14 protein-coding genes and 2 riboswitches are annotated in these 14,177 nt (G+C 63.6%); of the genes, 6 read left to right on the forward strand and 8 right to left on the reverse strand.

Annotated elements, in window-relative coordinates; genetic code table 11:
• The first annotated feature begins 15 nt into the window (after positions 1-15).
• On the forward strand, positions 16-804 hold the full coding sequence (locus GV829_RS13250) for an SDR family NAD(P)-dependent oxidoreductase (protein WP_169947385.1): 789 nt from the start codon (positions 16-18) through the stop codon (positions 802-804).
• A gap of 7 nt (positions 805-811) precedes the next feature.
• Here the strand turns inward: GV829_RS13250 and GV829_RS13255 are convergent, their stop codons facing one another.
• Positions 812-1,417 carry a M15 family metallopeptidase gene (locus GV829_RS13255; protein WP_169947387.1) on the reverse strand — a complete coding sequence of 202 codons (606 nt, stop codon included), beginning with the start codon at positions 1,415-1,417 and terminating at the stop codon, positions 812-814.
• A gap of 308 nt (positions 1,418-1,725) precedes the next feature.
• Between GV829_RS13255 and GV829_RS13260 the strand changes: the two genes are divergently transcribed.
• The 5 genes from GV829_RS13260 (at position 1,726) to GV829_RS13280 (ending at position 7,459) form a co-directional block, all read left to right on the forward strand.
• Positions 1,726-2,586, forward strand: a complete 861-nt coding sequence (locus GV829_RS13260) for a class I SAM-dependent methyltransferase (RefSeq protein WP_169947390.1) — start codon at positions 1,726-1,728, stop codon at positions 2,584-2,586.
• 5 nt (positions 2,587-2,591) lie between these two features.
• A complete protein-coding gene (locus GV829_RS13265) occupies positions 2,592-3,518 on the forward strand; it encodes a DMT family transporter (protein WP_343042832.1) in 927 nt (308 codons plus the stop codon).
• A 355-nt stretch (positions 3,519-3,873) separates the two neighbouring features.
• Positions 3,874-5,052, forward strand: coding sequence for a PepSY-associated TM helix domain-containing protein (locus tag GV829_RS13270; RefSeq protein WP_169947392.1), 1,179 nt, complete (start codon positions 3,874-3,876; stop codon positions 5,050-5,052).
• On the forward strand, positions 5,049-5,228 hold the full coding sequence (locus GV829_RS13275; protein ID WP_169947394.1) for a hypothetical protein: 180 nt from the start codon (positions 5,049-5,051) through the stop codon (positions 5,226-5,228). Before GV829_RS13270 ends, GV829_RS13275 begins: the two co-directional genes overlap by 4 nt.
• Before the next feature lie 35 nt (positions 5,229-5,263).
• The gene (locus GV829_RS13280; RefSeq protein ID WP_169947396.1) at positions 5,264-7,459 is read left to right on the forward strand and encodes a TonB-dependent receptor; all 2,196 of its coding nucleotides are present in this window, start codon (positions 5,264-5,266) and stop codon (positions 7,457-7,459) included.
• A 55-nt stretch (positions 7,460-7,514) separates the two neighbouring features.
• Here GV829_RS13280 and GV829_RS13285 read toward each other — a convergent pair whose 3' ends face one another.
• The 7 genes from GV829_RS13285 to GV829_RS13315 form a co-directional block, all read right to left on the reverse strand.
• The gene (locus GV829_RS13285) at positions 7,515-8,174 is read right to left on the reverse strand and encodes a DUF938 domain-containing protein (RefSeq protein ID WP_169947399.1); all 660 of its coding nucleotides are present in this window, start codon (positions 8,172-8,174) and stop codon (positions 7,515-7,517) included.
• Positions 8,171-8,680, reverse strand: a complete 510-nt coding sequence (locus tag GV829_RS13290) for an ABA4-like family protein (protein WP_169947401.1) — start codon at positions 8,678-8,680, stop codon at positions 8,171-8,173. Before GV829_RS13290 ends, GV829_RS13285 begins: the two co-directional genes overlap by 4 nt.
• Positions 8,681-8,704: 24 nt before the next feature.
• The gene (gcvPB, locus tag GV829_RS13295) at positions 8,705-10,267 is read right to left on the reverse strand and encodes an aminomethyl-transferring glycine dehydrogenase subunit GcvPB (RefSeq protein WP_169947403.1); all 1,563 of its coding nucleotides are present in this window, start codon (positions 10,265-10,267) and stop codon (positions 8,705-8,707) included.
• Positions 10,264-11,619 (reverse strand): aminomethyl-transferring glycine dehydrogenase subunit GcvPA, encoded by a 1,356-nt coding sequence (gene gcvPA / locus GV829_RS13300; protein WP_169947405.1) that lies wholly within the window; start codon positions 11,617-11,619, stop codon positions 10,264-10,266. The genes gcvPB and gcvPA overlap by 4 nt, the downstream gene beginning before the upstream one ends.
• Positions 11,620-11,709: 90 nt before the next feature.
• Positions 11,710-12,081, reverse strand: coding sequence for a glycine cleavage system protein GcvH (gene gcvH / locus GV829_RS13305; RefSeq protein ID WP_169947407.1), 372 nt, complete (start codon positions 12,079-12,081; stop codon positions 11,710-11,712).
• Positions 12,082-12,084: 3 nt separating this feature from the next.
• Positions 12,085-13,230, reverse strand: a complete 1,146-nt coding sequence (gene gcvT / locus GV829_RS13310; protein WP_169947409.1) for a glycine cleavage system aminomethyltransferase GcvT — start codon at positions 13,228-13,230, stop codon at positions 12,085-12,087.
• 60 nt (positions 13,231-13,290) lie between these two features.
• Positions 13,291-13,403, reverse strand: a riboswitch (glycine riboswitch).
• A 1-nt stretch (position 13,404) separates the two neighbouring features.
• Positions 13,405-13,504, reverse strand: a riboswitch (glycine riboswitch).
• Between the two features lie 36 nt (positions 13,505-13,540).
• On the reverse strand, positions 13,541-14,176 hold the full coding sequence (locus GV829_RS13315) for a Rossmann-fold NAD(P)-binding domain-containing protein (RefSeq protein WP_246203123.1): 636 nt from the start codon (positions 14,174-14,176) through the stop codon (positions 13,541-13,543).
• Between the last annotated feature and the right edge of the window lies 1 nt (position 14,177).

Consider the following 14,177-nt stretch of genomic DNA (forward strand, 5'->3'; position numbering starts at 1 on the left):
AACGCCAGGTGCCCGATGACCGACAACCGTCAATCCGACCAATGGGCCGCCGGCCGCATCGCCTTCGTCACCGGCGCCACCTCCGGTTTTGGTGCGGCCTTCGCTCGCCGCATCGCTCGCGCTGGCGGCAAAGTAATCGCCACAGGCCGCCGGGTTGAGCGGCTCGAATCCCTCGCTGCCGAATTTTCGCCCGGCAGCGTCCTGATCCGCCCGCTCGATCTTGGCGATACCAGCGCAATCAAGGGGGTGGTGGAGGAATTGCCTGAGGCGTTCGCGGCGATCGACTTGTTGTTCAACAACGCCGGCCTCGCGCTCGGACTCGGCAAAGCACCTGACGCCAGTCTCGCCGACTGGGACGAGATGATCGCGACCAACATACGCGCGCTGGTCCATGTAACACACGCGATCCTGCCGGGCATGGTGGCCCGCAACCGGGGGCATATCGTCAACCTAAGCTCGGTCGCGGCCAGCTATCCTTATCCCGGCGGGAATGTTTATGGCGCGACCAAGGCTTTCGTCCGGCAATTCTCCCTCAATTTGCGCGCTGATCTCCTGGGCAGTGCGGTGAAAGTCAGCTCGGTCGAGCCGGGCATGTGCGAGACCGAATTCTCACAGGTCCGCTTCAAGGGCGACAACAAGGCGGCTGAAGCGGTCTATGCCGGGATGCGCCCATTGTCAGCCGACGACGTTACCGATGCGGTCGAGGCGCTGCTGCGGCTGCCGGACCATCTCAACGTCAACACGATCGAATTGATGCCCGTACAACAGGCGTTTAGTCCCTTTGCCGTGTCACGCGACAGCTGAGCTCCGCTCAGACCAACGGCTGGTCCATTATCGGATAGTTGCGCCAGCCTTCCCAGTCGAAATGCCACCATTCGTTGGGTAGCGGGATGAAGCCTTCCGCCACCATCCAATCCTCAAGCCGTCGCCGATTGGCATGTTCTTCGGCTGTGCCACCCATAAAGCTGCGATAGGCCTTTTCGGTGAAGTCATCATAGGCTGACGGCATTGGCACAGCCATGCCGCCCCGATGGAGGGTCAGGTCAATGGCGCATCCGCGATTGTGACGGGAACCGCTGGCAGGATCCGCGACAAACTCCCGTTGGGCCAGCGGCGTTTCATCCCACATCATTTTCGTAATGCGCCAGGGACGATAAGCGTCATGAATCAGCAAGCCGTAGCCAGCAGCCTCAGCTCTGTCCTGGACACGTTTCAAAGCCTCAGCCGCTGGTCGCTGCGCCATGGCACGAGCAACAGGATAGAGAGTTCTAAGCATAAAATTGTTCGGCGTAGCATAGCGGATGTCGAGGCGCAGGCGCGGGTCGAAGCGGGCGAGATCGACCAGATCAGGCAATGCCGTTGCATTGGGATCTACCGGCATCGCGACAGCTGAGGATGCTGCTCCTGAGCGGCTCATGCAACCCGACAAAAGGAAAGCCGCACCCGCACCAACAAACAAGCGACGGCTAGGTTGATACTGGTTCATTGGACTGCCTTTATCGCGAGAGCAAAGAAGAGAAGGGTCCCCAGTGTGCCAATGATCGTAATCAGGGTCCAAGGCATGAACCCCACTGAGTCCAGGTTGCCCCGTCGTAGCCGGCGCCTTTCGGCACAGCTGGCCAACACGGTCATTGCCAAGGTGACAAACCCGACTACTGCCAAACCGCCTTGCACTGAACAATCACTCCGATACAGATGAGGTTCCCCCCAAGGATGGAGTGCATAATGGCTTTCCTCGCAAAATCCGCAAGTCTCGCAGCGATCGCTGCCTTCGCCACCCTATCCGGCGCAGCCGCCATTGCCGCAACCGACGATCCGCCTACTGCTGTGTCCGCGGATAGCGTGCAGCCCATTCGCGACGCCGTCGCGTCCCCGAACCGAAGCGAAAATTTCAGGCAGAGGGACAGTTACCGCAATCCGGTGGAGACACTGAGCTTCTTTGGTCTTCAGCCGGGTCAGACAGTGGTCGAACTGTGGCCCGGCGGCGGTTGGTACACTGAGGTTCTGGGCAATTACAGCCGCAGCACATCGCCGGCAGGCACCAGACTGATTGTCGCCGCGCCCTGGGAAAGGGGGCTCAACGCCATCCGGCGAATGCAAACCAGCCAACCTGACCTTTGGAATCACATTCAGCTGGCAGAATTTCCAGCCCCAAGCGGAACCACCAATCCGACCGTTGCACCCGGCAGCGCGGACCTGGTTTTGACCTTCCGCAATGTCCACAATTGGCGCTTTGGCGGCCAGGATCAGGTTGCAGAGAATTTCCGGCAGATCTTTTCAATGCTTAAGCCGGGTGGGCGCCTAGGTGTGGTCGAGCATCGACTGCCAGAAGAGATGGACTCTGCCCTCGAGGAAACGAGCGGATATATGAAGCGCAGCTCGGTTGTGGCCTATGCGGAGGCAGCAGGCTTCCGCCTGATTGGCGAAAGCGAGATCAACGCTAATTCGCGTGACACCCACAATTGGCCACGCGGCGTCTGGACATTGCCGCCTGTCCTGCGGGGGGCGGACCAGGATCCACGACGTGACGAGTATATTGCCGTCGGCGAGAGCGACAGGATGACATTGTTGTTCGTTAAACCCTGACAAGCGTGAACACGGACCGAAATGATGAAAGGCTGAGCCGTCCAATCGCCGCCATCTTCATGCGACTGGCGGCAGTTGCGGCGCTTGGCATCATGTTCGCTCTGGTAAAGCTGGGCAGTGAACGCGGCGTCACTTTGGTTGAATCGGTGTTTTACCGGCAATTGCTGTCGCTGCCGCTGATCCTTGGCTGGGTTTCACTGGGGCCGGGATTTGCCAGCCTCAAGACACAGCGGGTGGGATCGCACGTTATCCGCATGGTGATGGGTCTGGTGGCGATGTCGCTCAATTTCCTGTCGATAATAATGCTCCCGCTGGCGGAGGCGACGGTGATAGGCTTTGCCGTGCCACTGTTTGCGACGGTGCTAGCGGCGTTTCTGCTCAAGGAGCCGACAGGGAAGTACCGCTGGGGAGCGGTCGTGCTCGGGTTGATCGGTGTCATACTCGTGGTTCGACCGGACGGCGAAGCCCTGTATTCGACCGGCGCGCTGGTCGCGGTGGCAGCCGCGCTGGCGACAGCGAGTGTCACCATTTTCATCCGGCAATTGGGCGCCACAGAACCAGCCGCGACGACGGTGGTGTGGTTTACCGCCTCATCACTCATTCCCCTTGGCACAGCCATGCTGTGGTTCGGACAGATGCATGACCCGCTGACCTGGGTGCTGTTGCTGGCGATGGGGACGGCCGGCGGGACGGCGCAGCTGTTGCTGACCGCCTCGCTGAGGATGGCGCCGGTGAGCGTTGTGCTGCCGATGGATTATACCGGGCTGATCTGGGCAACATTGTGGGGGTGGCTGCTGTTCAGCACCTTGCCGCTGTCGGCGACGCTGCTGGGCGCGCCGATCATCATTGCTTCGGGATTGATCATCCTGTGGCGCGAGCATCAGTTGGGCAAGGCGCAGCGGCTGGGTGTGAGCGAGGCGGAGGCTGTTTAGGGCGGACAGCGACAGGGGTGCACTGCGGGTGTCTGGATAGTTATTTCGGCCGAAGTAGAGGGCAAGACAGAGCGGGTTTCGGCCCCTTCCGCTGCCTCTAAAGTTTCCACTTAGTTCAATAGAATCAATGTATTGCCTCGATCACCGGAGCGGCACAGCCGGCGGCAGCGGATCACTTCTGTAAATGATAATGATTTGCATTTACAGAAGTCGGCGGCGGGGCTATTTGAGGTCGCATGACGAGTCGGGGGTGGAACGGACAGAAGGGGTTGGACCTGTGCGCCTGTGCGGGCGGGCCGTCCGGCCGCAACGCCAGCTGTGCCAACACCTGTGCCGTCCTTTCAGCGGAGGCCGCATGAACCGTTCGACGATCAAGGCGTGGGTATGGGTGCACAAATGGGCGAGCCTGATCTGCACCGCATTCCTGCTGATGCTGTGCCTCACCGGCCTGCCGCTGATCTTTCATGACGAAATTGACTACCTGACCGAGGAGCAGCCGCAGTTGGGGATGCCCGGCGTCGGATCATCGGGCACGGCCGAGGGCCTGCTGCCGCTTGACGAGATGCTGGCCCGCGCCCTCGCCGCGCGCCCGGGTGAAGTGCCGCTGTACATGGCATTCGACAATGACCAGCCGTCAATGACCATCACCACCGGACCGCGTCCGGATGCACCGGCAGAGGAGATGACGATCCTGTCGTTCGACCGGTCTACCGGCGAGCAGATCGGCATGGTGTCGGAAGACAGCGTCAGCGGCGTCGGCGCGGTCATGCATTTCCTGTTGCAGCTGCACACCGACATGTTCCTCGGCCTGCCTGGAATGCTGTTCCTCTGCGCGATGGGGCTCGCCTTTGTGATCGCGCTGGTTTCCGGCGTGGTGCTCTATGCCCCCTTCATGCGCAAGCTCGACTTTGGCACACTGCGCACCGACCGCACCGCACGGACCAAATGGCTGGACTATCACAATCTGCTGGGTATCGCCGCCCTCGCCTGGATGTTGGTGGTTGGCCTGACGGGGGTGATCAACGCACTGGCGGTGCCGATCGAAAAAATGTGGAAGGCCGACGAACTGGCGGCGATGACCCGCGACTATGCCGATCGCGCGCCGCTATATCCGGCCGATTACGGATCGCTGGACAAGGCAATGGCAGCGGCCCGCGCCGCCCTGCCCGGCAACAACCCGCAGTTCATTGCCTTCCCCGGCGGCACCTTCAGTTCCAACCATCATTATGCAGTCTTCTTTCAGGGCGACACGCCGCTGACCGAGCGGCTGCTGACCCCCGCCCTGATTGATGCCGAAACCGGCACCTTTACCGCTGCCCGACCGATGCCATGGTATTACCAGGCGCTGTCGCTGTCGCGCCCGCTGCACTTTGGGGATTATGGCGGGCTTCCGCTCAAGTTGTTGTGGGCCGCGCTGACACTGTTCACCATGCATATCCTCGGCACAGGCCTGTATCTGTGGCTGACCCGGCGGCGCGCGAGCGTGACGGCCAGAGTGAGCGACAGCAGCCCGCTGGCGGAGCCTGCCGAATGAACCGCTCTCGTTCCCTGTCGACCATTTTCGGCTGGCCACTGCTGATCCTCGTCACCGGCCTTGCCGGGCTTGTGATCGCACTGACTGGCGACGGCTGGCGCGATGTGGCGGCCTGGATCGCCCTTTCGGTGCCGGTTCTGGCCGTTATCCGGGCGATGCGCGCCCGACACCGCTGATCCTCCCCCCCTCACCTTCAACAAGGACCCTTCCCGTGACTGCTCTTTCCCTTCACCAACGCCTGCTGATCGCCACGGCACTCGCCCTTGTCCTGCCCGCCGTTCCCGCGGCAGCACAGCAGCAAGCGGACGACGACAATGACATCATCGTCATCGCGCAGCAGGAGAACCAATCGGGCGTGGTGCAGCAAGGCAGCGTCGGCGTTCTGGGCGACAAGGATGCCGCCGATGTGCCGTTCAGCATCCGCAGCTACAACGCCGCGTTGATCCTGAACCAGCAGCCGCAAACCCTGGGTCAGGTGCTGGAGAATGACCCGACCATCCGCACCACCACCGGCTTTGGCATTGCCGGCGAATTGTTTGTCATTCGGGGATTTGCCCTGGCTGGCGACGACATCGGTTATGACGGGCTGTACGGGATCATGCCGCGCCAGCTGGTGGCGCCTGAACTGTATGAATCGGTGCAGGTGCTGAACGGATCCAGCGCGTTCCTCAACGGGGCGGCCCCCGGGGGCACGGGCATTGGCGGCAGTGTCAACCTGATCCCCAAGCGCGCCAGTGATGAGGCCATCAATGTGGCCACGCTGGGCTTCGCCGGACCAGAGCATGTCGGCGGCAGTTTCGATTTTGGTCGCAGGCTGGGGACAGGCGGCGAATGGGGCATCCGCATCAATGGCACTGTGCGCGAAGGCGATGCGTCAATCGACAATGAGTTCCGCAGCACCCGAGTGCTGGGTGCGGCGATCGATTACAGCAGCGGGCCGTTCCGCGCCTCGCTCGACCTTGCCTACCAGCGGGTCGAAGTGTCGCATTTCCGTCCCAAGCTGCGCGTCAACACGCTGACGGCGATCCCCCGCGCACCCGATGCCGCGACAAATTTCGGCCAGCCTTGGCAATATACGACATTGCGCGACATTTTCGGTCAGGCGCGACTGGAATATGACATTGCCCGAGATGTGATGGTCTATGCCGCATTTGGTGCCCGCGACGGGGCCGAGGCAGGCATTTACAGCACGCCGACGCTGATCAACGCGGCGAGCGGCGAAACCACGGTCAGCAGTTCCTTCATCCCGCGCACCGACAATAATGAAGCCGCCACCGCCGGCATCCGCGCGAGGTTCGCGACCGGCGGGATAACCCAGGAGATCAATGCGGGCGGATCGATGAACTGGCTGGTCAACCGCAATGCCTTTGAATTCTATGCCTTGTCAGCGCAGCGCACCAATATCTATGCGCCGGTCGCGGTGACGCCGTCGAGCACCATCACCTTTGTCGGCGGCAACCTTGCCGATCCCTTCCCGATCGGTCGCACGCGGCTGGGCAGCGCCTTCATCTCGAACAGCATCGGCCTGATGGATGATCGCATCCTGTTCACTGCCGGACTGCGGCTGCAGGCGATCAATGTCCGGTCCTATTCCAACGCGACCGGCCTGCTGACCGGTGAATATGACGAAAGCAAGGTCACGCCAGTGTTCGGTCTGGTCATCAAGCCGGTCGAGGGGCTGTCAATTTATGCCAACCGTATCGAGGCGCTGGTACAGGGCGCGGTCGCGCCGGCCAGCGGTGCAAACCCCTCCGGCGGAGCTGCGCTGCCGGTGAGCAATGCGGGCGCGGTGTTGCCGCCGTTCGTTTCCGAACAATATGAAATCGGCGGCAAGCTGGCGCTCGGCGGGATGGATCTGTCGCTCGCCCTGTTCCAGATCGACCGCGAGACGGCGATCCTGAGGCTCGACCCCGATCAGGCAGGTGCGCTGGAATTCGGGCCGTTCGGCATCCAGCGAAACCGCGGCCTTGAATTCACCCTCGCGGGCGAAGTGGCACAGGGCCTGCGCCTGATCGCAGGCGGCTCGGTCATCGACGCGAAATTGCGCCGCACGCAGAACGGGGTGAACGAGGGCAATCAGGCGGTCGGCGTGCCTGAATATACGCTCAACGCCAATGTGGAATGGGACGTGCCATTTGTTCCCGCCCTGACCCTGACCGGGCGACTGGTCCACACCGGCGAGCAGGCAGCCAATATCGACAACAGCCTGTTCCTTGACGACTGGACCCGGTTCGACATCGGTGCGCGCTATGTCGCGGTGGTGGGCGGGCAGCCGCTGACCTTCCGGGTCAACCTCGATAATGTCGCTGACAGCGATTATTGGGCATCGGCCTTTGACAGCTTCCGTCCCGACCTGCAGCTGGGCGCACCGCGCACCTTCAAGGCATCGGTCAGCTACAGCTTCTGATCCGTCATCGCGGGCGGGGGCGGATTTGCCCCCGCCCGAAAGCAGTAGCGTCAGATCAACCCGGACTCTTGCGATACAGCAAGACGATATTGTTGGCTGGCATCGCCAGCCGCGCCGCCCGATCCAGGCCATTTGCACGCGCTAAGCGGTCAACATCCTGCGTCTGGCGCAAGCCCCATTCCGGATTGCGTGCCTTGAGCGATTGGTCGAATTCAAGGTTGCTTGGCGCTGTTTCGATCCCGGCTTCGAGAAACGGGCCGTAGAGGATCAGCGGTGCGCCGGCGGAGAGCAATCGCCCTGCTCCGGCCATCAGGCCGACCGTGGCCTGCCATGGGGCGATGTGGGTCATGTTGCAGCAGAGAATGGCGTCGGCGCCGTTTAAAGGCCAGTCCGCGGCCGGTGCCGACGCATCGAGCAGGAGCGGCGGCAGGACGGAGCCGTGCATCACATCGCTGCGCCAAGCATTGATCGACGCCAGCGCTGCCGGGTCAGGATCGCTGGGTTGCCAGACGAGGTCAGGCAACTGGTCGGCGAACCACACGGCATGTTCGCCCGAGCCACTGGCGATTTCGAGCACTGTGCCGCTGGCGGGCAAATGGTCCCGCAGCACGGCGAGGATCGGCTCGCGATTGCGCAGGGTCGCCGGAGCATGGCGGCGGGCGTCGGCATCCACAGGCGCTTCACCCGGCTGCCATGGCTGGGCGGGACCGCTCAAGCGCTTGCCGCCGCCTTTGCCGCAGCCTTGGCGGCAGCCGCTTCGGCGGCCTTGGCGTCCTTTGCCATCGCCCTTGCGCGCCTTTCACGCACCACCAGCCAAATGAGCAGGCCGACCGGCCCGACCATCAGCGTGGCAAAGAGGATCGGGACCTGGACGATGCGGCTGAACCCTTTGGCATCGGCGTCCCGCGCGATCCACAGGCCGGTGAACAGGTCAAAGGCAAGATAATGGGTCCAGCCGATGACCGCGCCGCCCTTGCTGTCAAACAGCGCCATGACACCGGCAAGACTGGTGAAGTCCATTGTGCCCGGGGTTCCGCCGCCTGCATCGAGCTGGCCACTGACCAGACCGGCCAGTGCGACGGCATAGACCAGACACAGCAACGCGACGACCAGATAAAGGACGAAGCTCAACAGGAACGGCTTGCGGGGCAGGAAGGCAAGGATGACCCATCCTACCATGGCCCAGCCATTGGTCAGCGAGAAGAGTGTTTCCCAAGCCATGCCTATCCCCTGCCCTCAATCGATTCAAATGGTCGCGTCTTTCCATACCAGCACGGGCTTGCGGGCGGCCAGCGTTTCGTCGAGACGGGCGCGGGGGGCAAAGTGGGGAGCGGTCTTGAGCGCCTCTTCGCCTGCCCGTGCGCGCTCGGCGACGTGACGCAGCGCGCCGATGAACTGATCGAGCGCGGCCTTGCTCTCGGTCTCGGTCGGTTCGACCAGCATCGCGCCATGGACAACCAGCGGGAAATAGACGGTCATCGGGTGATACCCCTCGTCAATCAGCCCCTTGGCCACGTCGAGCGTCGAGAAACCCTCTGCCAGCCCATTGTCGCTGAACAGCGCCTCATGCATGCACGGGCCGCTGGCAGCGAAGGGCGCGTCGAGCACGTCCTCAAGACTGCGCAGGACATAGTTGGCGTTGAGCACAGCGTCTTCGGCAACCTGACGCAGTCCATCAGCACCATGGCTGAGGATGTAGGTCAGCGCGCGGCTGAACATGCCCATCTGGCCGTGGAAGGCGACCATGCGGCCAAAGGCACTGCCATGATGATCGCCAGCCGTCTCCTCTTCAACGAGGTGGTAGCGGCCATCAGCGGTCTTTTCGACAAAAGGCAGCGGTGCGAAAGGCGCCAGCGCTTCGGAGAAGACGACCGGGCCGGAACCGGGGCCACCGCCGCCGTGCGGGGTCGAGAAGGTCTTGTGCAGGTTGATGTGCATGGCATCGACGCCAAGGTCGCCCGGACGAACACGGCCGACGATGGCGTTGAAATTGGCCCCGTCGCAATAAACGAGCCCGCCAGCGGCATGGACCGCATCGGCAATCGTCTTGAGGTCACGTTCAAACAGGCCGCAGGTGTTGGGGTTGGTGATCATCACCCCGGCAACGTCCGGTCCCAGCCGAGCCTTGAGCGCATCGACATCGACGCGGCCGTCAGCGGTCGCCGGAATATCCTCGACCTTGTAACCCGCAAAGGCGGCGGTGGCGGGATTGGTGCCATGGGCGCTTTCGGGAACGAGGATGACGCTGCGCGCGTCACCACGAGCCTCGAGAGCGGCGCGGATCGCAAGGATGCCGCAAAGCTCGCCATGCGCGCCGGCCTTGGGCGACATGGCAACGGCAGCCATACCGGTCAGTTTGACCAGCCATTCGCCGAGTTCATGGATCACGGCGAGCGCACCCTGCACCGTGTCGACCGGCTGGAGCGGGTGGACATCGGCGAAACCGGGCAGACGCGCCATTTTCTCGTTGAGGCGCGGGTTGTGCTTCATCGTGCAGCTGCCGAGCGGAAACAGGCCAAGGTCGATGGCGTAATTCTGGCGGCTGAGGCGGGTATAGTGACGCACCGTTTCCGCCTCTGACAGGCCGGGGAGGCCGATGGGGTCGCTGCGGAGCAGGTTGCCCAGCACCGAGGACGGCGCGGCAGCGGCCTTGTCCTCGAAATCAACGCCGGTACGGCTGGTGCTGCCAATCTCGAAGATCAGCGGTTCTTCCAGCATCAGGGCGCGATTGCCGGTGAAGGTGGCAGGCGCCTCGCCCTCGCCAGCGATCATTTCAGGGCGCCATCCGGCGGCATTGGGCTTGTTCATGCCAGCAACTCCTTGAGCGACGTGGCGAAGGCGGTGATGTCCGCATCGGTGACGGTTTCGGTGACGGCGACGACGAGGCCGTTGGCGAGGCCCGGCTGCTCGGGATAGAGGCGGCCCAGCGAGACACCGCCGAGCACGCCCTTGTCAGCCAGCGCGCGGACGATCGGCCGGGCTTCGTCCGGAAGATCAACGGTGAATTCGTTGAAAAAGGCCGGCGTGCGCAGGGTGACGCCGGGAATGGCGGTAAGCGCCGATGCCGTCGCCTGTGCCTTGGCATGGTTGATCGCCGCCAGCTGTCGCAGTCCCGCTTCACCGAGCAGGGTCATGTGGATGCTGAAGGCCAGCGCACAAAGCCCTGAATTGGTGCAAATATTCGACGTCGCCTTTTCGCGGCGGATATGCTGCTCGCGGGTCGAGAGGGTGAGCACGAAGCCGCGCTTGCCATTGGCATCGACGGTTTCGCCACAGAGGCGGCCGGGCATCTGCCGGACATATTTCTCCTTGCAGGCGAACAGGCCCACGTACGGCCCGCCGAACTGTAGGCCGACGCCGAGTGACTGGCCTTCGCCCACGACAATGTCGGCACCCATCGCGCCGGGGCTTTCGATCAGGCCGAGGGCGACGGGTTCGGTGACCACGGCGATGAGCAGCGCGCCTGCCGCATGGGCGGCGTCGGCAATCGGGCGCAGATCGAAGACATTGCCGAAAATGTCGGGATATTGGACGACGACGCAGCTGGTTTCGCCATCGATCGCGGCGCTGGCGGCAGTGGCGGTATCGGCGTCAACCGCGACCGGCAGTTCCACCAGCGTGTCCCCGGTGAATTTCGCCATGGTGCGGGCAACGCCGACATAGTGCGGGTGGAGACCACCGGCGAGGACCGCCTTGCTGCGCTTGGTGACGCGGCCGGCCATGCCGATAGCTTCCCAGCACGCCGTCGAGCCATCATACATCGACGCATTGGCGATGTCGCAGCCGAGCAGGCGGGCGACCTGCGTCTGGAATTCAAACAGCATCTGCAGTGTGCCCTGCGCGATTTCCGGCTGATAGGGCGTGTAGGCGGTAAGGAATTCGCCGCGCTGGATCAAATGATCGACGCTGGCCGGAACATGGTGCCGATAGGCGCCGGCGCCGAGGAAAAAGGGCACTTCGCCCGCGACCAGATTCCTGCCCGCTAGGCCGCGCATGTGGCGTTCGACCGCCATTTCGCTGGCGTGATGGGGCAGCCCCTCAATCGGGCCCGACAGGCGGGCCAATTCAGGCACGTCGACAAACAGGTCGTCGATCGAACCCGCGCCGATGCGGTCAAGCATGGCGCTGCGGTCTTCATTGGTCAGCGGGAGATAACGCATGGAAGGATTCCTGTGGCGGATGGTCGTCGGACGTGGGCATCAGCGCCCTGCCCCGCCCCCTCCCGCAGCCGGGAGGGGAGTCGGTCAAGATCAAAGGCTGTCGATGAACGCCTTGTAGCCGGCTTCGTCCATCAGGCCGTCGAGCTGTGACGGGTCGCTCAGCGTCATGCGGAAGAACCAGCCGTCGCTTTCTGCGGCAGTGTTGACCAGCGAGGGGTCCCCCTCAAGCGCTTCATTCGCTTCGGTGACGCTGCCCGAAACCGGAGCATAGACGTCCGACGCCGCCTTGACCGATTCAACGACGGCCGCGTCATTGCCCTTGGTCACTGCGCTGCCGACGGCCGGGAGATCAACGAACACGACGTCGCCGAGTTGTCCCTGGGCATAATCGGTGATGCCGACGGTGGCGGTGGTGCCGTCCACGTCAATCCATTCGTGGTCTTCGGTGAAATAGCGGGTCATGGGTCAGGCTCCCTTGCGGACGTAACGATGGGGGATGAAAGGCATGGCGGCGACAGTAACGGGCACGCGCTTGCCGCGGACTTCAGCTTCGAGGGCGGTGCCGAGCGCGGTGTGCGCGGCATCGACATAAGCCATGGCGATGGGGGCGCCGACGCTGGGGGCAAATCCGCCCGAGGTAACGCGGCCGACCTTGTCGTCACCGGCGAAGATCTCGGCACCTTCGCGCACCGGCATCCGCCCTTCGACCGAAAGGCCGACGCGCTTGCAGATCGGCCCCTTGACCAGTTGATCGAGGATCAGCGCGGCGCCGGGGAAGCCGCCTTCCTCCCGCCGGCGTTTGGAAATGGCGAAGGCGAGATCGCCCTCTACCGGCGAGGTGTTGGTGTCGAGATCATGGCCGTAAAGCGGGAGGCCGGCTTCGAGACGCAGCGAATCCCGCGCGCCGAGGCCGCAGGGCTTAACCTCGGGCTGGGCGCACAGCGAATCGGCGAGCGCCTCGACATGATCTGCGGGGACGGAAATTTCATAGCCGTCTTCCCCGGTGTAGCCCGAGCGACTGATGCCGAGGGGCACGCCATTCCAGTCAAAGCTGGCCGCCTGCATGAAGACGAGGGCTTCGACGCCGGGGACGAGGCGCGACAGGGCATCAACGGCTTTGGGCCCTTGCAACGCCAGCAGGGCGTGCTCGTCGAGCACAGTGACAGTGATTTCGTCGGGCAATTCCATGCGCATGTGGGCGATGTCGTCCCACTTCACCGCGCCATTGACGACAAGATACAGATGGTCGCCGGCATTGGTGATCATCAGGTCATCGAGGATGCCGCCTTCCTCATCGAGCAGCAGCGAATAGCGCATCCGGCCGGGCTTCAATGCACTGATGTCGCCGGGGACGAGGGCTTCGAGCGCGGTCGCGGCGTCGGGGCCGGTGAGATGGAGCTGGCCCATGTGGCTGACATCGAACAGGCCGGCGGATTCGCGGGTCCACAGATGTTCGGCCATGATGCCGTCATATTGGACGGGCATGTGATAGCCGGCAAATTCAACCATGCGGCCGCCACGCACACGATGCCATGCGTCGAGCGGCAGGGTGAGGATTTCGGGCTCGGTGCCTTCCTCATCATCGGGGAGGTCGAGGGGCGTATCGCTCATGTTCCAAGGCTCCGGCAGCGGGATTCGCAATCCTGCACCGCCGCGCTGGCGACGATACGGACTGCCCCCTCTGTCACGGATACCTGAGAGCTTTCCCACAATAGGCCGGAGCCTGCGCGGTTACCCCTTCGGTGGCCGCCCGGTGAGGGGCAACGCTTTCCAGAGTATCGCTAATGACAGGACGCGGTCCTTTTGCCTGAGAGATTCCGGGGCGGTTGCTCCTTCGGCGGCGTGGGATGCTTGCGAATCCCCTGCCCTCTCCCGCGCTGTCAGCGACGGGAAGCAGCCTTGGCGGGCGGGCGGCGCGGAGTCAATCGGCGAGCGACATGATCGCGTCATGCTCATGGACATGTACGCCGGTGCCGCCGGTTGCGGCGAGGGTGAGGATGGCGCGGGCGACAGCACTGGCGCGGACCGAGCGGTAGCGGCGCAAGGGGCCCTGCATAAGCGCATCAGTGAGCGGGGCGAGGAGCATGGCCATGGCTTCACCTGTGCGGCGCGGCCCCTGCCGGTCGCCCATCAGGAGGCCGGGACGCAGGAGATCGACCCGATCGAAACCGAGCGCGGCGAGTTCATCCTCCACCTGTCCCTTGGTCGAGAGGTAGAAGTTGCGGCTGGCGGCGCTGGCACCGACCGAGGAGACGGCGATCATGTGGCGCGTGCCGGCGGCGCGGGCCGCGCCGGCGGCGGTGAGGACGAGATCATGATCGACGGCGCGGAAAGCAGCCTGTGACCCGGCCTGGGCGATGGTGGTGCCGAGCGCGCTGATAAGGATGCGCGGGGCGAGGGTGGCGATGGCTGCGGGCCAGTCTTCGGACGGGGAGATGGTGACGCGGGAAACGTCAACGCCGGGTGGCGAGTGACGGGCGAGGACGTGGAGCGGGGCGCCACCCGCTTCGGCAATGACCGCACTGCCGACCATGCCGGTGGCGCCGATGAGGAGCATG

The sequence above is a fragment of the Sphingomonas lacunae genome (assembly GCF_012979535.1).
In the GTDB taxonomy this organism is placed as follows: Bacteria; Pseudomonadota; Alphaproteobacteria; order Sphingomonadales; family Sphingomonadaceae; genus Sphingopyxis; species Sphingopyxis lacunae.